The 21,902-nt window shown below is 32.3% G+C and carries 23 protein-coding genes and 1 other RNA gene; 8 read left to right on the top strand and 16 right to left on the bottom strand.

Going from position 1 to position 21,902, the window contains the following annotated elements:
* Positions 1-61: 61 nt before the first annotated feature.
* Positions 62-458: a transfer-messenger RNA gene (gene ssrA, locus ACJBCC_RS15145) on the bottom strand.
* A gap of 481 nt (positions 459-939) precedes the next feature.
* Between ssrA and ACJBCC_RS15140 the strand changes: the two genes are divergently transcribed.
* The 3 genes from ACJBCC_RS15140 (at position 940) to ACJBCC_RS15130 (ending at position 7,353) form a co-directional block, all read left to right on the top strand.
* Entirely contained in the window at positions 940-5,199 is a 4,260-nt protein-coding gene (locus tag ACJBCC_RS15140; protein WP_407557645.1) for a LamG-like jellyroll fold domain-containing protein, read from the top strand.
* Between the two features lie 164 nt (positions 5,200-5,363).
* On the top strand, positions 5,364-6,566 hold the full coding sequence (locus ACJBCC_RS15135; protein WP_299102961.1) for an NAD(P)-dependent oxidoreductase: 1,203 nt from the start codon (positions 5,364-5,366) through the stop codon (positions 6,564-6,566).
* On the top strand, positions 6,556-7,353 hold the full coding sequence (locus ACJBCC_RS15130) for an SDR family oxidoreductase (protein WP_299102964.1): 798 nt from the start codon (positions 6,556-6,558) through the stop codon (positions 7,351-7,353). The genes ACJBCC_RS15135 and ACJBCC_RS15130 overlap by 11 nt, the downstream gene beginning before the upstream one ends.
* Positions 7,354-7,358: 5 nt before the next feature.
* Here ACJBCC_RS15130 and ACJBCC_RS15125 read toward each other — a convergent pair whose 3' ends face one another.
* The 11 genes from ACJBCC_RS15125 to ACJBCC_RS15075 all read right to left on the bottom strand — a co-directional run bounded on the left by ACJBCC_RS15125 (position 7,359) and on the right by ACJBCC_RS15075 (position 14,196).
* A complete protein-coding gene (locus tag ACJBCC_RS15125) occupies positions 7,359-8,060 on the bottom strand; it encodes a hypothetical protein (RefSeq protein WP_299102966.1) in 702 nt (233 codons plus the stop codon).
* Between the two features lie 11 nt (positions 8,061-8,071).
* On the bottom strand, positions 8,072-8,737 hold the full coding sequence (locus ACJBCC_RS15120; protein ID WP_407557644.1) for a DUF1361 domain-containing protein: 666 nt from the start codon (positions 8,735-8,737) through the stop codon (positions 8,072-8,074).
* A complete protein-coding gene (locus ACJBCC_RS15115; RefSeq protein WP_299102970.1) occupies positions 8,734-9,132 on the bottom strand; it encodes a DUF2809 domain-containing protein in 399 nt (132 codons plus the stop codon). Before ACJBCC_RS15115 ends, ACJBCC_RS15120 begins: the two co-directional genes overlap by 4 nt.
* Before the next feature lie 15 nt (positions 9,133-9,147).
* On the bottom strand, positions 9,148-9,762 hold the full coding sequence (locus ACJBCC_RS15110) for a vancomycin high temperature exclusion protein (RefSeq protein ID WP_299102972.1): 615 nt from the start codon (positions 9,760-9,762) through the stop codon (positions 9,148-9,150).
* Positions 9,759-10,277: a Coq4 family protein gene (locus ACJBCC_RS15105; protein WP_299102975.1), complete on the bottom strand. Its 519-nt coding sequence runs from the start codon at positions 10,275-10,277 to the stop codon at positions 9,759-9,761. Before ACJBCC_RS15105 ends, ACJBCC_RS15110 begins: the two co-directional genes overlap by 4 nt.
* Positions 10,274-10,606 (bottom strand): hypothetical protein, encoded by a 333-nt coding sequence (locus ACJBCC_RS15100; RefSeq protein ID WP_299102977.1) that lies wholly within the window; start codon positions 10,604-10,606, stop codon positions 10,274-10,276. The genes ACJBCC_RS15105 and ACJBCC_RS15100 overlap by 4 nt, the downstream gene beginning before the upstream one ends.
* 1 nt (position 10,607) lies before the next feature.
* Positions 10,608-12,002 carry a DUF4173 domain-containing protein gene (locus tag ACJBCC_RS15095; RefSeq protein ID WP_299102979.1) on the bottom strand — a complete coding sequence of 465 codons (1,395 nt, stop codon included), beginning with the start codon at positions 12,000-12,002 and terminating at the stop codon, positions 10,608-10,610.
* A gap of 92 nt (positions 12,003-12,094) precedes the next feature.
* Entirely contained in the window at positions 12,095-12,859 is a 765-nt protein-coding gene (locus ACJBCC_RS15090; RefSeq protein ID WP_299102981.1) for an oxygenase MpaB family protein, read from the bottom strand.
* Between the two features lie 15 nt (positions 12,860-12,874).
* Entirely contained in the window at positions 12,875-13,168 is a 294-nt protein-coding gene (locus ACJBCC_RS15085; protein WP_299102983.1) for a transcriptional regulator, read from the bottom strand.
* A gap of 29 nt (positions 13,169-13,197) precedes the next feature.
* Positions 13,198-13,572: a hypothetical protein gene (locus ACJBCC_RS15080; protein ID WP_299102985.1), complete on the bottom strand. Its 375-nt coding sequence runs from the start codon at positions 13,570-13,572 to the stop codon at positions 13,198-13,200.
* A 12-nt stretch (positions 13,573-13,584) separates the two neighbouring features.
* Complete coding sequence (locus tag ACJBCC_RS15075; protein WP_407557643.1) at positions 13,585-14,196, bottom strand: hypothetical protein; 612 nt, start codon at positions 14,194-14,196, stop codon at positions 13,585-13,587.
* 107 nt (positions 14,197-14,303) lie between these two features.
* On the opposite strand from ACJBCC_RS15075, the gene ACJBCC_RS15070 reads away from it, so the two are divergent.
* Both ACJBCC_RS15070 and ACJBCC_RS15065 read left to right on the top strand, forming a co-directional pair.
* A complete protein-coding gene (locus tag ACJBCC_RS15070) occupies positions 14,304-14,657 on the top strand; it encodes a hypothetical protein (RefSeq protein ID WP_299102989.1) in 354 nt (117 codons plus the stop codon).
* Between the two features lie 11 nt (positions 14,658-14,668).
* Positions 14,669-15,043: a DUF1801 domain-containing protein gene (locus ACJBCC_RS15065; protein WP_407557642.1), complete on the top strand. Its 375-nt coding sequence runs from the start codon at positions 14,669-14,671 to the stop codon at positions 15,041-15,043.
* Positions 15,044-15,048: 5 nt separating this feature from the next.
* On the opposite strand, the gene ACJBCC_RS15060 is transcribed toward ACJBCC_RS15065, so the two are convergent.
* The 4 genes from ACJBCC_RS15060 to ACJBCC_RS15045 all read right to left on the bottom strand — a co-directional run bounded on the left by ACJBCC_RS15060 (position 15,049) and on the right by ACJBCC_RS15045 (position 17,269).
* On the bottom strand, positions 15,049-15,273 hold the full coding sequence (locus tag ACJBCC_RS15060; protein WP_299102993.1) for a hypothetical protein: 225 nt from the start codon (positions 15,271-15,273) through the stop codon (positions 15,049-15,051).
* Positions 15,274-15,279: 6 nt separating this feature from the next.
* Positions 15,280-16,098, bottom strand: a complete 819-nt coding sequence (kdsA, locus tag ACJBCC_RS15055) for a 3-deoxy-8-phosphooctulonate synthase (protein ID WP_407557641.1) — start codon at positions 16,096-16,098, stop codon at positions 15,280-15,282.
* A gap of 88 nt (positions 16,099-16,186) precedes the next feature.
* Positions 16,187-16,660, bottom strand: a complete 474-nt coding sequence (locus ACJBCC_RS15050) for a hypothetical protein (RefSeq protein WP_407557640.1) — start codon at positions 16,658-16,660, stop codon at positions 16,187-16,189.
* 249 nt (positions 16,661-16,909) lie between these two features.
* Positions 16,910-17,269: a hypothetical protein gene (locus ACJBCC_RS15045; protein ID WP_299102999.1), complete on the bottom strand. Its 360-nt coding sequence runs from the start codon at positions 17,267-17,269 to the stop codon at positions 16,910-16,912.
* Between the two features lie 211 nt (positions 17,270-17,480).
* On the opposite strand from ACJBCC_RS15045, the gene typA reads away from it, so the two are divergent.
* The 3 genes from typA to ACJBCC_RS15030 all read left to right on the top strand — a co-directional run bounded on the left by typA (position 17,481) and on the right by ACJBCC_RS15030 (position 21,901).
* Positions 17,481-19,280, top strand: coding sequence for a translational GTPase TypA (gene typA, locus ACJBCC_RS15040; protein WP_299103001.1), 1,800 nt, complete (start codon positions 17,481-17,483; stop codon positions 19,278-19,280).
* 148 nt (positions 19,281-19,428) lie between these two features.
* Positions 19,429-20,424: a GNAT family N-acetyltransferase gene (locus ACJBCC_RS15035; protein WP_407557639.1), complete on the top strand. Its 996-nt coding sequence runs from the start codon at positions 19,429-19,431 to the stop codon at positions 20,422-20,424.
* A gap of 31 nt (positions 20,425-20,455) precedes the next feature.
* Positions 20,456-21,901 carry an MBOAT family O-acyltransferase gene (locus tag ACJBCC_RS15030; protein WP_407557638.1) on the top strand — a complete coding sequence of 482 codons (1,446 nt, stop codon included), beginning with the start codon at positions 20,456-20,458 and terminating at the stop codon, positions 21,899-21,901.
* Position 21,902 lies beyond the last annotated feature (1 nt).

Here is a 21,902-nt window from a genome sequence, read left to right as displayed (position 1 = left end):
TGACACCTATACAGCACCTCTAAAAAATAAAACCCTAATAACTAGATAGTTAAAAGGGCTTTTGTGGAGTCGGAGAGAATCGAACTCTCGTCCAAACAAGTAACCAAAGGGCTTTCTACACGTTTATTCTTTTCTTAGATTTTCGATTGCGAGCTGGTTAAAGACAACCCACTTACAACTTAGCTTCTTAATCTCGAAAGGGCATCAAAGCGCTACCCAATCTTAGTCAATTTTTACGATGCCTCAAAAAAGAACGCCACTAACCAAGGCTTTCTGGAGACATTTAGCCTTTCTACCTAGTAGAAATGAGCACGAAATCTTACTATAATTCAGATTATGCAGCTAAAGCGTAGTTATTCTCGCCGTTTAAAATTTGGTCTAGCCTTTTAGGTGTTTCAATGCCATTACACCACGTGCTTACCATTTAATTAATCTCGCTGTCAAAACCAGTCGACCCCAAAATTTTCTGCGAAAGCAGAAATCTCATAAATGATATATTATTTTTTGCGTTACCTTATCAGGTCGTGCTGTCTGCTAAATCTTTTGCTTAAAAAAGTAAAAGGATGCCGCTTCTATCCCTAACGCGCTACACCAAGAAACCTTATTAAAATTTCAAGGGCTGCAAAATTACTAAAAATACCAATGCAAATGCCATACCAAATTGGTTTTAAACGTATTTTAAGAAATAATGGCAGAATCATAAAAATCCTAAAGATTAAAAAAATAATTTTAACTCTTATAGTGACTGGTTTTGGTAAAAATAGATTTAAGGTTTATAAAATGTAAAGACTTAAACTATACTCAAATTGAGTATTTCAAATTATAAAAATCAGACTTAGTTTTACTTGCATCAAATATGCCTATTAAATGCGTATTGTTTTGTATGTAAAGATGTTATAATATTGTATGTCATACTTATACCATTCCTAACCAATTATCATGAAAAAACAAGTGCTACTTTCACTTGCCCTAATCATATCTACAACCTATCTAACGCTTAATGCCCAAAACTGGAATGAAATTATCAAAGCCACAGCTTCTGATGCTACTTTTAGTGACCAATTTGGCTATAGTGTCTCTATAGATGGTAATTATGCCATTGTTGGTGCCGCTTATGATAATACCGATTTTGGTACTGATACTGGCTCTGCCTATATTTTTGTGCGTTCAGGAGCCAATTGGATAGAACAAACTAAATTAATTGCATCTGATGCAGCTGCCGATGACCGATTTGGCTATAGTGTCTCCATAAATGGTGATTATGCCATTGTTGGTGCTCCCGTAAACGATGATAATGGTAGTTTTTCAGGCTCGACTTATGTGTTTATACGTTCAGGAAGCAGTTGGACAGAACAGGCTAAATTAATAGCTTCTGATGCTACTTCCTTTGATCAATTTGGAAATAGTGTATCAATAGATGGAGATTATGCTATTGTTGGTGCTTTCGGCAATGATGATGATGGCTCAGCTTCAGGTTCTGCATATATCTTTATGCGTTCAGGGAGTAATTGGACAGAGCAAACTAAATTAACAGCTTCTGATGCTTATGCTGATGATTGGTTTGGCTATAGTGTATCTGTAGATGATAATTATGTTATTGTTGGCGCTTCTCATGATGATGATGGAGGTAGTAACTCAGGTTCAGCTTACGTGTTTATGCGTTCAGGTGCTATTTGGACAGAACAAGCTAAATTATCGGCATCTGCTGATTCTAATGATCTTTTTGGAGATAGTGTGGGTATTGATGGAGATTATGCCATTGTCGGAGCTTTTGGAAATGATAGTGCAATTAGTAATACAGGTTCTGCATTCATTTTTATGCGTTCAGGCACCAATTGGACAATGCAAGCTGAATTAACAGCTTCTGATGCAGCAGCTTCTGATTTTTTTGGAAGAAGTGTAGCTATAGATGGTAAAACTGTTCTCATAGGAGCCACATTAAATGACGATTTAGGCAATGAGTCAGGTTCTGCATATCTATTTACACGTTCAGGTGCTATTTGGACAGAACAAGCCAAATTAACGGCATCTGATGGTTTAGCTAATGACCGATTTGGTAGCAGTGTCGCTATAAATGGTGGTAATCTAATTGTTGCTTCACGAAGTAATAGCAATAATGCAGGAGCTGCATACTTTTATGAATACGATGCAATTATTACAGATGTAGCTAACTTATCTGACATTACGGCAGAATGCGAAGCAACACCAGCAACACCTACAGCAAATAGTGGAGCAATTTCCGCAACCGCAGATGTTGCATTCCCAATTACAACACAAGGAACAACAGTTGTAACGTGGACTTATGATGATGGCAATGGGAATACTGAAAGTCAAACTCAAAATATTATTTTACAAGATGTTACAGCGCCTATTGTCAGTTGCGCTAATCAAACAATAAATTTAAATGCGTCAACATGCGACGATGAAATGATAATAATTTCACCAACACTAAATGAAAACTGTAGTGCATCAAATACAGCTTTAGATTTTGATGGTAATAATGATAGGGTCATCATTCCTACTAGTTCGTCTTTAAATTTTACAACAGAATTTTCTGTTCAAGCATGGATTTATCCAAGAGCAAATCGCTATACTAGAATTTTTACTAGATATTCTGGATCTGCAAGTGTTGCGGGTGAGATTGTCTTTGATACCTATGATGGTTCTAATCCTCCATATTTAGCAAATGGTAGAGGTTTAAGGTTGGTGTTTACAGGTACTGGTGGAGGTGGTGTTTTTAGTTCTAATGTCTTAAGTTTAAACACATGGAATCATGTAGCTGGTACTTATAATAATGGCGTCATTAAATTGTATGTCAATGGTGTTGAAATAAATTCCTCAACAACCGTATTTACTTCGATTCCTGCAAGTTCATTAGATTATGCAATTGGAGAAGATGTGAATGTCGGAGCATATGAGTTTTTTAATGGACAAATAGATGAATTAAGCATCTGGAACACCGCATTGAAGTCAACAGAAATAAACAATGGTTATAACAAACTTTTAAAAGGAACAGAGCCAGGTTTGGTTGCTTATTATAACTTTGAAGAAGATCCGCTAAGTTCTATTTTAACCGATAAATCTAGCAATGGAAATAATGGTGTTTTAACCAGTATGGATGTAAACACAGATTGGGTAACCTCTACAGCACCTATTACATCTGTAGTATTAACAAACGATATTACAGGCACTTCAGATGCATCAGGAATTTATCCGCCTGGAGATACCACTATAACTTGGACCGCTGAAGATACGCACGGCAATTCCGAGAGCTGCACGCAAATTATCACAGTCACAGGTAATGACACTTCATTGTCATTCTTATCTGGTGATAATTTAATATTAAGTCCAGCTTTTGATTCCAATATTTATAGCTACACATCAAATGTTTGTTCTAACACCAACAATACACTAGTAAGTGCAATTACAAATGATGAAAACGCTACAGTTATAGGTACAGGTAATGTAAACCTTAATATTGGTGAAAACAATATTATTGTTAGTGTAGAGAATGCTTGTGGAGAGCCAACAGATTATACTATTGTAGTAAGCCGTTCAACCACTGAAAGTGAAGTGTCTCTGTGGAATGGTTCTTTATCATCTGACTGGAATGAACCAAATAATTGGACACCAAATGTTATTCCATCAAAGTGTAGTGTGGTAACTATTCCAATTACATCTAATATTCCTATAGTTTCAGGAGTGGTCGAAATTGCAAAACTAAATTTGAATAGTGGTGCAAATATGGTTGTCCCTAATACAACAACTCTAAATATTACTGACGATTTAACGATGTACTCTCAATCCGATAGTTATTCTGGATTGGTAGTTAAGGGTTCAATATCTGTCGCAGGTAACACAAGCTATCATAGATATGTCAATTCTAATATCTTGGGTAATGATTTAATCTCACCACCACTTTCTAGTCAAACATGGTCTAGTTTTTTAAGTCCTGAAAATGCCACAACGTTATTAGATAATGGAGAATTACCAACGGTCTATGCGTTTGCACCTTTTGATAAAACGACTGGTGATTATGAAAATTACAACGAAAATACTATAGTAGATTTAATCAGTGGTAAAGGATATAGAGTGGCAACAGATTCTGGTGAAGCGTTGATTTTTACTGGGACTATTCCTAATGCTGTTAATATAAATATTTTAGATAGTGGACCATATTTTACAAAATGGAACCTTGTAGGTAATCCATATCCTTCTTATATTAATGTGCATTCTTTTTTAAATCACGAGGTCGATTTGGGCGTTTCAAACATAGATTTATTTGCTAATGCATCCGCAGCGATTTATGGTTACAATGCTTCTACAGAAAATAAATGGACTATTTATAACTTAGCGAATACAAATTCTTCGACTTTAATAGCGCCAGGTCAAGGATTTTACGTTGCTGCAGATGCTAATCATGTTACAGCCTACAATTTAGAATTTACTAAAGATATGCAAACCACAGGGACAAATGATGATTTTATTTTAGGGCGGAATACAGAATTAATTTACCTTAAGTTAGCTTTAAGTTCTAGCACAAGTACATTTAGTACTGAATTTTATTTCAACAATTATGCATCCCAAGGCTTAGATAAAGGTTTTGATGCAGAACTTTGGGGAACAGCAAATACAGGATTTAAAATTTATTCGCATTTGGTAGAAGATAATGTAGGAAAGACTATAGCATTACAGTCGCTAAACATGTCAGATCTTGCAGAGATTTCAATTCCTTTAGGCGTCAATGCTAATCAGGGTGAGCAAATTCATTTTAGTATTGCAGAAACTACGTTACCAGATTCAGTTAAAGTTTATCTAGATGATGCCCTTTTGAATACGTCAACTTTACTGAATAATGGAGCATATAGTATAGTGCCTACAACGAATATTTTTGGAACAGGTAGATTCTTTTTACGCACAACTGAAGAATCTTTGTCACTAGCAGAAATAGAATTAGATGAATTAAAGGTGTATTTTATAAAGGACTTTAGTTCTCTCATTATAGAAGGAAAATTAGCAAATAATACCGAAGTTGATATTTACGATTTACAAGGTCGAAAAGTATTAACAATGCCGCTCGACTCTGATAAACTCGAAAATCGAATCAATCTGTCTTTATTCACAACAGGTGTGTATATGGTTAAGATTAGAAGTAAATCACAGCAGAAATTATATAAGATTATAATTCATAATGACTAGATAAGTTCAATATATTTTATTTTTTAGTTGAACAATATTGGTGTTGAGATATTTTAAAGTGTCTTGTAAATAATCGCGGTTTAAATTGACAAATAATTTAAATCACACTATTTTCGTAAAAACTATAATTGTCCCACCTTTTAGGGATTAATAATTCTATTTACATGACATTCGCCATTATAAAAGAACGTAAAAACCCACCAGATAGACGTGTCGTTTTTTCGCCACAACATTTAGCAGAAGCAAGAACTCAATTTCCTGAAGCTACCTTTATTGTAGAATCTTCTGATATTAGAATTTTTCCAGATGAGGCTTATGCAAAATTAGGTTTCGAAGTTTTAGAAGATGTATCCCATGCAGATGTTATGATTGGTGTTAAGGAAGTGCCAATTGAAAAATTAATCCCAAATAAAAAATACTTTTATTTCTCTCATACCATAAAAAAGCAGCCTTATAACAGAAAGCTTTTAATTGCCATGTTAGAAAAAAATATAGAAATGTACGACCATGAAACTATCGTTAAAAAAAATAATGCCAGACTTATAGGGTTTGGTCGTTATGCAGGTTTAGTTGGTGCTTATAATGGTTTTAGAGTATTAGGATTAAGGGATAATTTATTCACTTTGCCTAAAGTTGAAACTTTAGCTGATTTAGATGAAGTAAAAGCAGAATTAGATAAAATTACCATCCCAAATATTAAAATATTATTAACAGGAACAGGTAAAGTAGCCCATGGTGCAAAAGAAATTTTGGATCATTTAGGCATTAAGCAAATTAGTGATGCGTTGTATTTAACAAGTCAATTTACAGAACCGGTTTATGTTATGGCAGATGTTATGGAATATGCTAAACGAAAAGATGGTATAGTAGGTGAGAGGTCAAAATTTTATAAAGACCCAACAGGTTACGTAAGCAACTTTATGCCATACGCAAAAGAAACAGATTACTTTATTGCAGGTCATTTTTATGGTAATAATGCACCTTATTTATTTACAAGAGAAGATGCTAAACATCCTGATTTTAGAATTAATCTCGTAGCAGACGTATCTTGTGATATCGATGGTCCTGTGGCAAGTACTATTAGACCTTCGACTATTGCAGACCCATTTTATGGTTATGATGCAATGACGGAAAAAGAAGTTGCTTTTAACGCTGATAATGCTATTACAGTAATGGCAGTGGATAATTTACCATGCGAATTGCCAAAGGATGCGAGTGAAGGTTTTGGGGAAACGTTTTTAAAATATGTGATACCTGCCTTCTATAATAATGATGTAGACGAAGTTTTAAAACGTGCTAAGATTACCGAAAATGGTAAATTAACTGAGCGTTTTAATTACTTGCAGGATTATATTAATGAAGAGTAAAAAAACAAAAATAGCTCTAGTTACAGGAGCGGCTTCGGGTTTAGGGTTTGAGTTAGCATTGTTACTAGCTAAAGATGCTTATACATTAATATTAATAGATATTGATGAGGATCGACTAAATGATGCAAAGAATAAAATACTCGATACTTATAATGCGACAAAAACAACTCTGATCCTTAAGGATTTAAGCTTACCAAATGCGGCAACTGAAATTTACAATGCTGTAAAAAATATAGAAATAGATGTCGTCATTAATAATGCAGGTTTTGGATTGTTTGGAACATTCTGCGATACAGATTGGGAACGTGAATCACAAATGTTGAATCTTCACATCATAACTACAACACATCTTTTAAAACTTATTTTACCAGATATGGTAAAACGTGGTTCTGGTAAAATCCTCAATCTATCTTCATTAGCAGCATTTCAGCCTGGTCCATTAATGGCATTATATTATGCCTCTAAAGGTTACATATTATCATTTTCAGAAGCAATATCTAATGAATTAAAAGGAACAGGTGTTACTGTAACGGCTTTGTGTCCTGGCCCTACGAAAACATCCTTTCAGAGTGTAGTGTCTGAGGACGCAGCAGAGAATAAAATAGCTTTTAATATGGCTTGTCCAAAAGAAGTCGCTTTGTATGGTTATAATGCTATGCAAAAAGGTAAAGTTGTTGCAATTCCTGGTACTATCAATAAATTTTTATCTGTGTTGCCTAGAATACTAACACGTAACAGAACAACGAAAATTGTTCGAAAAATTCAAGATAAGAATAGAGCCTCTTAATTTTTTTATAACGGTTGATAATCTATTACACTTAGGTTTCCATCTTTTAAATTGATATACTGATAATTAACGCGGTCGTGTTTATCAAATCCTCCGTTTTTATTAGTGTCCGAAATACTTTTAAAATATAATCTATTTAATTCTGGTATAACTTTCCAATACGCAATTTTAGCCAAATCTGGTGTTAGTTTTTTTAAATTTTTGCCATCAATAGTACTGATATAGAGTGCTTCAACATCTTCGGTGTTTATTTTAGAATCTTTATTAGTATCTGTGTCTCTAATTGTATAAATTAAATACTGAAGTCCGGTTTGTTCTTTAATATCTTTAAGAAATCTTACCGAAGTAATTTCAACTATTTCATCAGTTAAAGGTGTTAGTTTTTTAGAATTTAAGTGCTGGAATTTTAAATTGCTGAATTCGCCTCTAATAGAAAAATCATTATAATTTGAGACAGAAAATGAGTTATATCCTCGTTTACCAGAATAACTAGAAAATCTCGACTTGTATTCTGTAATATGTCCTATAGGGTGAATTAAATAGTCTGTACTATCGATTAAGATAGGTAAATCTGCAATTTCAATCTTAGAACTATCTTTTTTTACTTCAGTTTCTATAGTGGCATCATGATTGATTCTATTCGTTCGTCGTTCATCGCAATTAGACAGAGTTATAGCCAGTATGACGATTAAAATTATTGATTTCATGTTTTCGTTTTTTAATTGTTTTCTAAGGTATTTAAATTCTTAAACATCCAAAAGCCTACCACTAAGAATAGTCCAAATCCTATAGTAAAGAGCCAAGCTTCATAATGTTGAAAAGGTGCAATAATTATATTTATGATATCTATAAACAGTATTTGCGGACCACTTATAATTTCCCAAGAATTGTATCTTAAAAAACGACCTAGGTAAACACCAAATCCACATAAAAATAAAATAATAGTTGTAATTGTTTTTACTGGAAGTTTTTCAAATTTAGACGACATAAGATTTTGCATATCAATTAGCGATAAGTAAAATAAAAACAAGCCACTTAAAGCAAAAGATAAAACCACTAAGATATCTAACCATAAAAAAGTATTGTTGGCAGTTCTTAAATGTATTAAGTCGGTAATAATATATGGCGCATTTGGTAAGAAGGCTAACCAAACTAAAAAGCCAAATCCAAGCGTAACTTTACTTATATTTTTTTTGGTGCTGAGATACATGGTTATAGCATAAGGAATAATCGCTAAGAAGACATTCCAAATTAAAAATAAGTAGAAAAAAGACTTGTTCAATTTTATTCTTACCAATAAAGAGATACCACTAAATAATAAGGCAACACTAATTAATGATAAGGTTTTAAATTGCGATTGAATAACGTTTTTTATCAGATTCATAAGGTAATATTTTGAAGTGAATTATATCTTGTAATTGATTTCTCAACGATTAAAACAGTTACAATTCCTAAGGTATAAGCTACCAAATCTGTAAATTGAAATGTACTGCCAAAAATGAGTTTTGCAGTATAACTATCTTGTAAATTAAAGTAGGCTAAGAAGGGTGTGAGTTGGAGGAATTCAATACCAAAAGCAATTATGAGGACGACTAAACTAGAGGCCCAAACACTCATGTTAGTGCATCCTCTAATAATTGCATATAATAAAATAACCACGAGATAATCGCCAAACGTATGACGAATAAATCCTGTTTTTAGTGTGAAGGCAATAGCCAATTCTACCAGAAAAAGAAAGTGGGCTAGGCCTAAATAGTATTTGTTAAATTGAATTTTCATGATGTGATGTGTGTTTTATTTAATGGCTATTTTATCGCCTAAAAATTTTGGTTCTACATTAAATAATAAATCTAAACTCGCTTTTGCACGCGCTAAATATTCTCTCGCTGGTCGTTTAAAAACATCCTTTGCGTTATAAGCGATAGCATTAACATCAAAATGTTGTGCGATATAAATAGCACGTTCGTTATGAAATTTTTGAGAAATAATGGTAAGCGAATCTTGGCCAAATATTTCTTTGGCTCTCACTATCGAATCTAGCGTTCTAAAACCTGCATAATCTAAAAATATGCGCTCAGCCGGAATTCCTTTTTCAATTAAATCGTTTTTAAAATCTGTTGGCTCATCATAGTCTTTAAGGCTATTGTCTCCACTGACTAATATGTATTCAATTTTTCCTGCTTTGTAGAGTGCAACGGCTGCATCAACTCTGTGTTTATAAAACAGATTTATGTTACCACTAGGCGCCAAACGACTAGCACCAAGTACGAGTCCGACTTTGTTTTTTGGAATGCTGTCTACATCATCATAACTAAGTCCTTTAGCTTTGTAACCAACCCAATGAAAGGTGGTTAAAACACCAATAGTCATAATAATACCTGCTAGAATTAATAGTTTTAATTTTTTCATGCTGTACTTAGATTAAGATTGAATAGTTCGCTTTTTGAGAAAATGGCATCTCTAAAATCTGAAATTGAAACCTTTAATAATTTCTGATAATCGTAATGATGAAATGCATTTGCTGTCTTTCCTGTTTTAAAAGATGTGTAGTAATATTTATAATAATCAGGAAGAATAGCAATACCCAAAATTATGGCACCATACAAATACGGACTGCGTTTTCCGTTGCCATAGCAGAGGCATTGAAGTGCAATTTCATCTTCTACTTTGGTACTGTAGCCACACAGTACGTGGTAGCAGTCGTGTCGCTCTACTTTTGGGATGAGTTCAAAATTATTTTCATCTAAAAAATCGCCTAAATGTCTTCCAAACGAAGACATCGGATAGTTAAGTAAATCGGCTTTTGAGACCTTCCAAGGCTTATGGCTTTTAAACATTGAAGTATAGATACGTTGCGAATGTTCAAATAACCAAATGATGAGTTGCTTTCGTTTTTCTTTAAATATTTGGAATAGGTTGTTCATGGTAATTTGGGTTGATGCTGTTCTGTTAAATGTGTTGTGTTGTTGTATGTTTTTTTACAATGTTTCAACTTAAAATTCCATATCAAAAGCGCAAGACAGTAAACACCTAAAACGTAGTACATAGCAAAATAGGCGAAACCTGAACTGATAAGTATTGCGGTCAATATTGTGGTTAAAACTATGATGTAATACGGAAATTGATTTTTAAAAACATACTGTTTATCATTCGGTTTTTTTGAAAACCAAAACATACTAGAGATACTTATTCTAAGTATAACAAACGTAAATCCACCGCCAAATAAAATGGCAACTATTATTAATCCTGCCATATCACTTAGAATTGAGTTTAATATTGTCGTATTGTAATTCTTGCCAATTATTGTTTCTTAATTGATAGACATAGTTGTAGTATTTAGATTTTATCTGTTCTATTGAATCTTGGTCTAACGATTGAGAATTTAATTGTTCATTTAGTATAAACGTATTGTTGTTAGAGAGGTTTAATACATATTTAAAGTCCATAGATTTGGCGTGATTAAAATTGTAATCCGTAATGTGATAATCCCAATTTATAGTGCTAGAAACTATGAGAATAATAAAGGCAGCTTGCGTATTAACTCTAAACAAATACCAATTGTTTTTTATAGCACTTATTTTTAGTAGTGTGGTTACAAGACCTATAGTAGCAAGAATTAGATACACTAAAACGCCAATTCTTTTGTAGGTTAATCCAAAGTAGTAGATGTACTGACTGTTTTTAAATGTGATACTGAATACAAGAAGAATATTGAGGATAATCCAAGTGTAGGCTAAACGTTTTAGAGTTTGGTTTTGTTGATAGAAGTTGAGGTTTCCTCTAAAAACGTACAATAGAATCATAATGGCAATAAAAATGGATGCAATTAATGCATTAATGCCACTATGCACTTGTGCTGAAAAAAGCGAGGCTTTTATTTCGAAATCTGAAGTAATAAATGCAATATCAGTGATGAGATAGAGCACTATAAGAGCGTTTAATAATGAAATAAGAATAACACCAAGCTGATTTTCTTGCTTAAGTTTAGGAACAGAAAACGCGTTGGTTTTATGTAGATTGTTTTCTGTATTTAAATCTAATTCGGTAGCTGGTTCTACTTCAATGGGTGCATAGATATTATTGAATAAATAGTAACCCAAACCAGCAACTAACAACCATTGAATGTTGACGAAACTAAAATCTATCTTGTCAATAATGTTACTAAAAACAGGATTTCCTTCTTTATATAATCCAATAAATGTGATAAGAATTACAGCAGGAATCAGTATGATTTTTGCCCAATGTAAATAGTCTATCGGTTCTTTTTCTGCGTTATCATCGTCGTTTGATTTGGTTTCAGATATGGCAAAATTTCTATGAAAGAAACCGGCAATAGTGGTATACAATCCATTAAGCCAATTGATATAAATGGACGATTTAGTTTCAGAAAGATGGCCAATTAAAGTAAAGAATGAAACCACATTGGCAATAATAGAAAGTGTAGAACTATGAAAAAATATAGTTAAACCTGTAATAAGATACGCAACCGAATAGATTTGGGTTTTTCTGTTTTTAAAATGCGATTGATTATTAATAAACAGAATTACAACGGTAAGAATACTAAATAGAAAAAGGTTAAGTCCTATGGATTGGTCATAGAAGAAGGTGCTAAATAATAAGGCTGCGATAAAGAGTGCTAATTTTTTCATGTTTAATTATTTTAAAGTACTTTGTATTTCAAAGTAAATGATTAAAAAAAAGCGACATACTAATTGTAGTCGAAATATTGGGTTTCGTTAATTTATGTGGTTGTAATATTTAATCGTTTTATATCTTGTTTATAGGCTGTTGGTAAAATGATGTCCTTTAAAATCCAATCGAGTTTAAGACTTCTAAAAATTTTATAAACTGAAATTAATGGTTTCAATACGGATACTTTTCTCAATCTTAGTAAAACTCTAACAACATTAGGTAATAGTAATATTTGTGATTCTAATAATAAACGATACCTAAAAAGGCCTAAATGTTTTCGGTATTGTTGGTATAAGTCTTTAGTATAGTTTCCGTTTTTTAAATTTTCGTTTAAATGATTTTGTCTTTCAATTTTAAAATCGGAATAGGTTAGTGGTAGGTTTTTAATTCCCATTCTAGAACCAACATTGCCAAAAACGTTTAAAACTTCTTGTTTTTCTTCAAGTTGAAGTTCTCTTTCTAAAATTTCATAAGAACGAATCGAGTAATCAATCAGCATATATAAAACATCTTTATAAGCCCATTCTGGAATCTTTGTACCTCGTTTATTTTCAACTGAAGTGTGAATTGCCGTAATATGATTTATCGCTTTAATAGCATCATCTTTCTCAGAAAAAACAATGGCTTTGGCATAATTAACCGTAGAAAATAATCGCCCCAAAGGGTCAGATGGTAATTTGCCAGTAAAGTAGAGCCAATCGACTGCTTTGTTAGTGGCAAACTCAGCAGATGCACCAGCAAAGACCAAAAGAATGGTGTCGCTAGTTCCCCAGATTTCTCTGACTATTGAGTTTTTATGTACAAAGTTTTCCATCTAAATTTCTAAGAATTAGGTCTTGTTAATCAATTTTTCAAGCGCTTCAATGTGTTTTTTAAATTCTAATTTGCCAAGTTTAGTAGCACTATATCTTGTGTTTGGTTTTCTTCCAATAAATTGTTTTTCAACCAAAATATAGTCTGCTTTTTCTAATGCTTTGGTGTGGCTCGCTAAGTTACCATCTGTGGCGCCTAACAATTCCTTCAGCATTTTAAAATCGGCATGCTCATTAACCATAAGTACAGACATAATGCCTAGTCGTATTCTGTGGTCAAAAAGTTTATTTATGTTAGTAATTATACTCATAGTGTTTCCTGTAACTTCAGGAATAATTCTTAATTGTACGGTTTATCAAATTTACTTTCAATTAAAATAGTATCATTTAAAACGGTAATTTTTATTTCATCTTCAATCTGATAACCATTGGTATAATAGCCAAATGATTTAGAGATAATGGTATTGTTTTCAGTGTTTTTAAAGGCAATGAAATAACTACCATCTGTTTTTGCTTCGGTCATTGAGATGCTATATGCAATACTATTTCCTTTGTCTAGACTTATCGTTTCGTGATTAGCGTTTGGATTAATACTTAATGAATCAATTTTAAAATCACTCGCATTAGTAATAACAAATTTTCCTTTATTAAAATGACAAGATGTACAAAGTATTAATAGCACCACAGAAACAGAAAGTGTTTTAATTGATTTCATGTGTGTCCGATTTTAGTTGACATCATATTTAAAATGCATCCAAGTGCCATAAATAATATGCATTACACCAAAGCCAATTGCCCAAAGCCAAAATCCATAACCAGGATAATAACTCGCTATTAAGCCTAATATAATCTGAATATAACCTAAATATTGAATGTCGCCTATGCTATATTTTGAAGCACTAACTAATGCTAAACCATAAAAAATGAGCATTAAACCACCAGTTTGTCCATATCTACCTTGAGTTAAAATAATTAAACAATAAATACCACCAACGGTTAGCGGAATTAAAAAATTTAATAATAGACGCTTAGAGGAGCTGTCCCACATTTTGTCACCAGTTTTTTTAGCTTTTCTTGTGGTAAGAATTATACCAGTAACTGCACTCAAAATGGCTATCATCATTAAAACAGCCATGCAAGCCCAAAATACCCAACCATGAAATATATACAAAGTGCCACCACTTTCCGTCATTACTAACCAATAGGCAACAGCTGCACCAATAAGGGCATAAATGCCAGCGAGTACGCCAGATAAACCACTTAAAGAAATAAATCGCGACGATTTATTCATAAGATTTTTAATCTCACTAATGTCTTTTAGATAATCTTTATCGTTCATATTTAAAGTACTTTGAAATACAAAGTAAAATAAATAATTCGGTTTGAGCAAATTTATTTTGCAGTTTTAGCTAAATTTATAATCTAACTAATAACAAAAAACACGAAATGATCGGATTACTCTTAACAATAGCAAACATCTCTGGTGGTATTTTACTTGGTCTTGCAACACTAGATAAATGGGATGGTGAAAGCAATTTTTTTAATAACATAGCAGGCAAATTAGTACCATTTCAAACCGTAATAGGTGGTGCGCTTATTATTTTATCTATACTCACTTTTAGGGGAAGTTTACTTTTTAGCATTGTAAGCATTTTAGGAGGAATTCTTCTATTAACACATGTGTTTAGTAAAGTGCCCTCGTTAGAAACAAGTTTAAGAAAATTATCTGCAACGCTTATGCCCTTTAAAGCGGTAATTGGTATTGCATTACTTGTGATAGGAATTTTACGAATTTTTTAATCGAAATTAATTTGAATCCTGCTGAAGCGCACATTTTAAAACAACCAGAACCTTACAGGTCTATTTATTTGCATTTGCAAGTATTAATAGAGCATACGTTGCCAGAAGCAAACTTATTATACAAATGGCGATTGCCTTGTTATTATATTGATAAACGACCAATCTGTTATATAAATCAAAGTAAAGACTATGTAGACGTTGGGTTTTGGCATTCTGCACACTTATCTAAAAAATGGGATTCTTATTTGGTCACGGAAAAACGAAAAGTTGTGAAATCACTTCGTTATAAAACACAAGACGATATAGATGATTCTATATTTATTTCAATTTTAAAAGAAGTTGAAGGTATAAAACAGAAAGGTTTTTATAAGAAAGATGATTTATAGTGTGATTACATTTCGGCAGGAAAAAATAATAGTCGGAAAAATATGGCACCTACAAAAACTAATAGCAAAATTAACAAACTAGCAGCAACTATTTTTAATGGCCATTCCACTCCAGCTGTTACGTAAGAGCCATCATAAACGTCTTGAAGTATTTTATCACGCTCACTTTTCTTAGGATATTTTATTCTTAATATAATCCATCCTAAAATGTGATATAAAATATCTGCCAATGTTAATTATAGTCTGTTTATTGTTTTTCTAATAGCCACTAAGTTAGAAAGAAGTCCTTCTAAATTATCTAAGTGTAGCATGTTAGCTCCATCACTTTTTGCATTTGCAGGATCAAAGTGGGTTTCAATAAATAGACCATCTACATTATTTACAATGCCTGCTCTAGCAATGGTTTCAATCATATCTGGTCGTCCACCAGTCACGCCAATACTTTGATTAGGTTGTTGTAGCGAATGTGTAACATCTAAAACAGTAGGAGCAAATTCACGCATAGTAGGTATACCTCTAAAATCTACGATCATGTCTTGGTAACCAAACATGGTACCTCTATCTGTAATCCAAGCTTTTTCATTACCAGCGTCTTTTACTTTTTGTACAGCATGCTTCATGGCTTCCGGACTCATAAATTGTCCTTTTTTCAAATTGACCACTTTTCCTGTATTTGCTGCAGCAACTACTAAATCTGTTTGCCTAACCAAAAATGCAGGAATTTGCAATACATCTACATATTCTGCAGCCATTGCAGCATCAGAAGCTTCGTGTATATCTGTAACCGTCGGAACATCAAAAGTTTCAGAAACCTTTCTAAGTATTTTTAAAGCTTTTTCGTTTCCAATTCCCGTAAAACTATCAATTCTACTTCTATTGGCTTTTTTAAAACTGCCTTTGAAAATATAAGGAATTTCAAGTTTATTAGTAATGTTAATTACCTTTTCTGCGATGCGTAAAGCCATGTCTTCGCCTTCTATAGCGCATGGTCCACATAGTAAAAAGAAATTGTTAGAATCTGTATGTTTTAATTTAGGTATAAGTTTTAAATCCATATCAATTTAAAGGCAATAATTAGAATGCAAATATACTATTTAACTATAACTTTTAAACCTTAAAAGGATACAACATTTTCGTTAAAGACTATTCGCTAATTGCAAGGTATTCTACATTAACGATTTGGTATGTATCTGGTGGAAGAATCCCAAGTTCTATTTCGTATTCTCTATTCATTGAAAGAATGCAACTAGAATTCGCTGAAATCTCATTACAAGGTTCATCAGCATCTGCAGAGAGGTTTCCGGAGTATTTAAAATCTCCATTGTATATAGTTAATATAGGAAAGCCAGAAACATCAAAATTATTATGATTATTAAGCTGAATCTCATATTGAACTAATGTGGTGTTATTACCTGTATCTGGTACATAATTAAAACTTAATATTTGATAAGAAAAATTCTCTAAAACTGGCGCTTCGATAATTTCAGGCACTTCTGGTACTTCAAAATCACAGGACACTTCTTGCGTTATTATATGAGTATAGCTCTGACTACCCACAAAATATATTTGAGGAATTTCGATTATTTGGGTACATTCTTCTTCAGATGGGCAACCCATCAAAATTATAAAAAGTGGTAAGCAAATAATAGATTTTAGTTTTGTTAAATTTAAATTCAGAATTATCGTCACAGTTTTAGGATTAATTGTGTTAGCCTAGAAATATACAATTTTGACGGCTGTGATGTTATCCTTTTTATGAAATTTAGTTTCAAAGTTACAAAGTTACAAAGTTTCAAAGTTTCAAAGTTTCAAAGTTTCAAAGTTTCAAAGTTGAATTTATTTTTTCCATAAGTGAATAACCAATTCTCAAAAAACCTTATTCATACTATTTCTAATCATCCAAAGTGACATCACAAAATTTCCAATTACAAGAATACCACCAAGAAACAGTAATTTTTCAATGGTTTCTGTCCAATTTAATATGTGCAATAGATTAAAAACATAGGCAAAGAATAAGTAAGATGATAAACAAACAAATACAATTCCTAAAGAGAAATTCAGTTGTCTACTTGGTTTTATAAGTTGCCAAACAAAAGGAATACCAAAGAGTAAAATAGGATAGGCAGAAATACCTTCTAGTTTATTTATTGTTGTAAACCAATATATGATTATGGCAATGAAATAGAGGTATGGGACAAATTTGGTGAATTTGTTAATGCTTTGCATGCGTTAATTATTAAGGGTTATAATTATTCAACATTTAAGCCTTCATGTTGTTAGAATGAGGATTATAAACTAAGCGATAGGCTATTTGCTGTTAATCAATTATTTAACGTAAGATACGACATCGGATTATTAGAAAATGAAATTATAACAATTTATTAACGTAATGACTAGAATAAGATGTACCTTTGCACGCTTAAAATCAGCATAAGTTATGGCTAAGATTAAAAATATTGCAATTATTGCACACGTCGATCACGGAAAGACAACATTGGTAGATAAGATTATGTATCACTGTCAATTATTTCGTGAAAACGAAAACACAGGAGACTTAATTCTAGATAATAATGATCTAGAACGTGAAAGAGGAATTACAATTACTTCTAAAAACGTTTCTGTTATTTATAAAGATACTAAAATCAATGTAATTGATACACCAGGTCACGCCGATTTTGGAGGTGAGGTAGAGCGTGTATTAAATATGGCTGATGGTGTTTTGTTATTGGTAGATGCTTTTGAAGGACCAATGCCACAAACCCGTTTTGTATTACAAAAAGCCATTGATTTAGGTTTAAAACCCTGTGTTGTTGTAAACAAAGTAGATAAAGAAAACTGTACGCCAGACGAAGTACACGAAAAAGTGTTTGACTTAATGTTTGAGCTTGGTGCAGAAGAGTGGCAATTAGATTTTCCTACCGTATATGGTTCTGCAAAGAACAACTGGATGAGTGAAGATTGGCAAGTAGAAACTGAAAATGTTGAGCCATTATTAGATATGGTTATTGAGCATATTCCTGAGCCAAAAATTGAAGAAGGAACAACTCAAATGTTAATTACATCATTAGACTTCTCTTCGTTTACAGGACGAATTGCTATTGGTCGTTTAACAAGAGGAAGCTTAAAAGTGAACCAACAAATCTCATTAGTAAAAAGAGATGGTTCTATAGTAAAAAGTAAGATTAAAGAACTTCACACTTTTGAAGGCGTAGGTCGTAAAAAAGTTGAAGAAGTACAAACAGGAGATATTTGTGCTATCGTTGGATTAGAAGGATTTGAAATTGGTGATACAGTTGCTGATATTGAAAACCCAGAAGGTTTAAAGACGATTGCTATCGATGAGCCTACAATGAGTATGTTGTTTACAATTAACGATTCGCCTTTCTTTGGTAAAGACGGAAAGTTTGTAACATCTCGTCATATAAAAGATAGATTAACTAAAGAGCTAGAAAAGAACTTAGCTTTACGTGTTGAAGAAACAGATAGTGCAGATAAATTCATGGTTTTTGGTCGTGGTGTACTACACTTATCTGTATTAATTGAAACGATGCGTCGTGAAGGTTACGAACTTCAAATTGGTCAACCACAAGTAATCATTAAAGAAATTGATGGTGTTAAATGTGAGCCGTTTGAAGAAATGACAATTGATTTACCAGAAAATGTATCTGGTAAAGCTATTGAAATGGTAACAATGCGTAAAGGAGAAATGACAAGTATGGAAGCTAAAGGCGACCGTATGGTTTGTGAATTCTTAGTACCATCTCGTGGTATTATTGGTTTGCGTAATCAGTTATTAACAGCTACAGCTGGTGAAGCAATTATGGCACACCGTTTTGTAGATTATAAGCCACTTAAAGGTGGAATTCCAGAACGTCAAAATGGATCTTTAGTATCTATGGAAAACGGACAAGCAATTCCTTACTCTATTGATAAATTACAAGATAGAGGTAAGTTTTTCGTTGATCCAGGTGAAGATATTTACGAAGGTCAGGTTATTGGAGAAAATTCTCGTGGTGATGATATGACGGTTAACGTAACTAAAACTAAAAAGTTAAGTAACGTACGTTCTTCTGGTGCAGATGATAAAGCGAAGATTGTACCAGCTATTAAATTTTCTTTAGAGGAAGCTTTAGAATATATTCAGAAAGATGAGTATGTTGAAGTAACGCCAAATCACTTAAGATTACGTAAAATCTATTTAAAAGAAGTAGATCGTAAGCGTAATAAAAATATGTAGAACATATTTGATTATAAATTGAGGAAAAGAGAAATACTGAAAAGTGTTTCTCTTTTTTTTTGCAGTAAATAGAAGGATAATTCAACTTATTTTTCAATCAATTTGAATTCATTTGGACTTAATAGAAAATTAGGATTATTTTTGATTGATGTCAGATTCTAAAATCAAAAGTAAGTTTAAGGTTGTAAAGTACGATGCGTCTTATAAAGACCGTTGGAATTCATTTATTACTGAGGCTAAGAATAGCACCTTCTTGTTTCAAAGAGATTTTATGGATTATCACAGTGATAGGTTTGTAGATTTTTCAGTTTTAATCTTTAAGGATGAAGAATTATATGCCTTACTACCTGCAAATAAAATTGGTACAAAAGTGATTTCTCATCAAGGTTTAACTTATGGAAGCTTTGTGTTAAAGGGAAGTGCTAAGTTTTTTTATGCTTTTGAAGCATTTAGTGCAATGCTAGCCTTTTATGAAGCTGAAGGCGTACAAGAATTAGAAATACGAGTAATACCAACGTTTTATAATAAAATGCCATCTGATGAACTCGATTACTTTTTGTACAAAGCCAATGCGCAGTTATTAAAGAAAGATGTGTTAATGATTATTGATTACGCTCATAAATTGCGTTTTCAAAAAAATAGAAGAGAAGGCTTCAATAAAGCTACAAGAGCAGGATTAGAACTAAAAGTAGATTCAAATTTTGCTGGTTTTTGGAATGATGTTCTTATTCCTAACCTTAAGAATAAACATAATGTTTCTCCTGTTCATTCTCTAGAGGAGATAGAATTGTTAGCATCTCGTTTCCCTAATAATATTAAACAAATCAATATTTATAAGGATAATAAAGTGGTTGCGGGTACAACCGTTTTCTTAACCGAAACCACAGTGCATCCACAATATGTCTCTGGTAATGTAGATAAAAATTCTTTTGGAAGTTTAGATTTGGCATACGATTATATTATTAATAAAATGTGTGAGGATAAACGCTATTTCGATTTTAATATATCTAGTGAGGATAATGGCAATAAAATAAACGAGGGTCTTATTTTCTGGAAAGAAAGCTGTGGTGCTCGCAGTCATACTGCAAACACTTATCGTATTGAAACTGCAGCTCACAAGTCGCTTCAAATTATAAAAGTATGATTTTAACTTTCACTACACTGACCAATTAATAATGCTATTTAATTCTATAGATTTTGCAATTTTTGTACCTATTGTATTTATACTTTATTGGTTTGTTTTTAAGTCTTTAAAATCTCAAAATGTCTTATTAATAATTGCCAGTTATGTATTTTATGCCTGGTGGGATTGGCGTTTTTTAGGATTAATAATAGTAAGTACACTTATAGATTATAGTATTGGTTTAGCTATTGATAAACAGACCAGCTTAAAATCTAAAAAGGCATTTTTAACTTTAAGTATTTTACTTAACTTAAGTATTCTCGGTTTCTTTAAATATTTTAACTTCTTTATAGAAAACTTCAATGCTGCTTTTCAGCTCCTTGGAAGAGATTTAGACCTTAATTATCTCAATATTCTTTTACCAGTTGGTATTAGTTTTTACACGTTTCAAACGATGAGTTATTCTATAGATATCTATAGAAATAAGATAAAACCAACGACTAATCTTGTGGCTTTTGCGTCATTTATATGTTTCTTTCCTCAATTGGTTGCTGGTCCTATAGAACGTGCTTCAAGTTTTTTACCACAAGTGCAAAAGCGACGTGTTTTTGATTATGCAAAAGCTTCAGATGGATTAAAACAAATACTTTGGGGACTTTTCAAAAAGATGGTCATAGCAGATAATTGTGCGGTTTTTGTAAATGATATTTTTGAAAATTATGCCAACTATTCAGGCAGCACATTATTGTTTGGTGCTTTTTTGTTTACCATTCAGATTTATTGTGATTTTTCAGGATATTCAGATATTGCCATTGGTGTGTCGAGATTATTTGGTTTTAATTTAAAGAAGAATTTCGCATTTCCATATTTCTCTAGAAACATAGCAGAATTTTGGAGACGTTGGCACATCTCATTAACCACATGGTTTAAGGATTATTTTTATATTCCTATTGGTGGAAGTAGAGGTAGTAAATGGATGCAATTACGCAATACCTTTGCTATATTTTTAGTCATTGGTCTTTGGCATGGCGCACACTGGAAATTTGTTGTTTACGGATTTATAAATGCCTTACATTTTGTACCTTATATTATTAGAGGTAAAAACACTAAGTACACATCTATAATAGCAAATAATCGATGGTTGCCAAATATAAAAGAGCTGTTCGGAGTGTTTCATACGTTTCTATTTTTAGTTTTTGCCAGGATATTTTTTAGAGCAGATTCTTTGACTAGTGCAGTAGAGTTTTTGTCTGGGATATTCTCGTTTTCAGTGTTTAGTCTTCCAGATTTGTCTAATACTAGTGAGGCTTTTGTTTTATTAATCTTAATAGCTTTCTTTTTCATTATTGAATGGATTGGTAGAGCTAAAGAACATGCTTTGGAAACTGTTTTTTCAAACTATAAAATTCACTATCGTATTGCGTTTTATTATGTTTTGGTGTTTCTTATTTTCTATTTCAATGGTGAAGAACAACAATTTATCTATTTTCAGTTTTAGA

The organism is Winogradskyella sp. 4-2091, from assembly GCF_045765065.1.
Classification (GTDB): domain Bacteria; phylum Bacteroidota; class Bacteroidia; order Flavobacteriales; family Flavobacteriaceae; genus Winogradskyella.
The sequence above is the reverse complement of the archived record's forward strand: the minus strand, read 5'-3'. Positions and strand labels throughout refer to the sequence as shown.

What these genes read in the sequence shown, in the direction of transcription:
- ACJBCC_RS15140 (WP_407557645.1), top strand. Translation starts at nt 940, where the DNA reads ATGAAAAAACAAGTGCTACTTTCACTTGCCCTAATCATATCTACAACC.
- ACJBCC_RS15135 (WP_299102961.1), top strand. Translation starts at nt 5,364, where the DNA reads ATGACATTCGCCATTATAAAAGAACGTAAAAACCCACCAGATAGACGT.
- ACJBCC_RS15130 (WP_299102964.1), top strand. Translation starts at nt 6,556, where the DNA reads ATGAAGAGTAAAAAAACAAAAATAGCTCTAGTTACAGGAGCGGCTTCG.
- ACJBCC_RS15125 (WP_299102966.1), bottom strand. Translation starts at nt 8,060, where the DNA reads ATGAAATCAATAATTTTAATCGTCATACTGGCTATAACTCTGTCTAAT.
- ACJBCC_RS15120 (WP_407557644.1), bottom strand. Translation starts at nt 8,737, where the DNA reads ATGAATCTGATAAAAAACGTTATTCAATCGCAATTTAAAACCTTATCA.
- ACJBCC_RS15115 (WP_299102970.1), bottom strand. Translation starts at nt 9,132, where the DNA reads ATGAAAATTCAATTTAACAAATACTATTTAGGCCTAGCCCACTTTCTT.
- ACJBCC_RS15110 (WP_299102972.1), bottom strand. Translation starts at nt 9,762, where the DNA reads ATGAAAAAATTAAAACTATTAATTCTAGCAGGTATTATTATGACTATT.
- ACJBCC_RS15105 (WP_299102975.1), bottom strand. Translation starts at nt 10,277, where the DNA reads ATGAACAACCTATTCCAAATATTTAAAGAAAAACGAAAGCAACTCATC.
- ACJBCC_RS15100 (WP_299102977.1), bottom strand. Translation starts at nt 10,606, where the DNA reads ATGGCAGGATTAATAATAGTTGCCATTTTATTTGGCGGTGGATTTACG.
- ACJBCC_RS15095 (WP_299102979.1), bottom strand. Translation starts at nt 12,002, where the DNA reads ATGAAAAAATTAGCACTCTTTATCGCAGCCTTATTATTTAGCACCTTC.
- ACJBCC_RS15090 (WP_299102981.1), bottom strand. Translation starts at nt 12,859, where the DNA reads ATGGAAAACTTTGTACATAAAAACTCAATAGTCAGAGAAATCTGGGGA.
- ACJBCC_RS15085 (WP_299102983.1), bottom strand. Translation starts at nt 13,168, where the DNA reads ATGAGTATAATTACTAACATAAATAAACTTTTTGACCACAGAATACGA.
- ACJBCC_RS15080 (WP_299102985.1), bottom strand. Translation starts at nt 13,572, where the DNA reads ATGAAATCAATTAAAACACTTTCTGTTTCTGTGGTGCTATTAATACTT.
- ACJBCC_RS15075 (WP_407557643.1), bottom strand. Translation starts at nt 14,196, where the DNA reads ATGAACGATAAAGATTATCTAAAAGACATTAGTGAGATTAAAAATCTT.
- ACJBCC_RS15070 (WP_299102989.1), top strand. Translation starts at nt 14,304, where the DNA reads ATGATCGGATTACTCTTAACAATAGCAAACATCTCTGGTGGTATTTTA.
- kdsA (WP_407557641.1), bottom strand. Translation starts at nt 16,098, where the DNA reads ATGGATTTAAAACTTATACCTAAATTAAAACATACAGATTCTAACAAT.
- ACJBCC_RS15050 (WP_407557640.1), bottom strand. Translation starts at nt 16,660, where the DNA reads ATGGGTTGCCCATCTGAAGAAGAATGTACCCAAATAATCGAAATTCCT.
- ACJBCC_RS15045 (WP_299102999.1), bottom strand. Translation starts at nt 17,269, where the DNA reads ATGCAAAGCATTAACAAATTCACCAAATTTGTCCCATACCTCTATTTC.
- typA (WP_299103001.1), top strand. Translation starts at nt 17,481, where the DNA reads ATGGCTAAGATTAAAAATATTGCAATTATTGCACACGTCGATCACGGA.
- ACJBCC_RS15035 (WP_407557639.1), top strand. Translation starts at nt 19,429, where the DNA reads ATGTCAGATTCTAAAATCAAAAGTAAGTTTAAGGTTGTAAAGTACGAT.
- ACJBCC_RS15030 (WP_407557638.1), top strand. Translation starts at nt 20,456, where the DNA reads ATGCTATTTAATTCTATAGATTTTGCAATTTTTGTACCTATTGTATTT.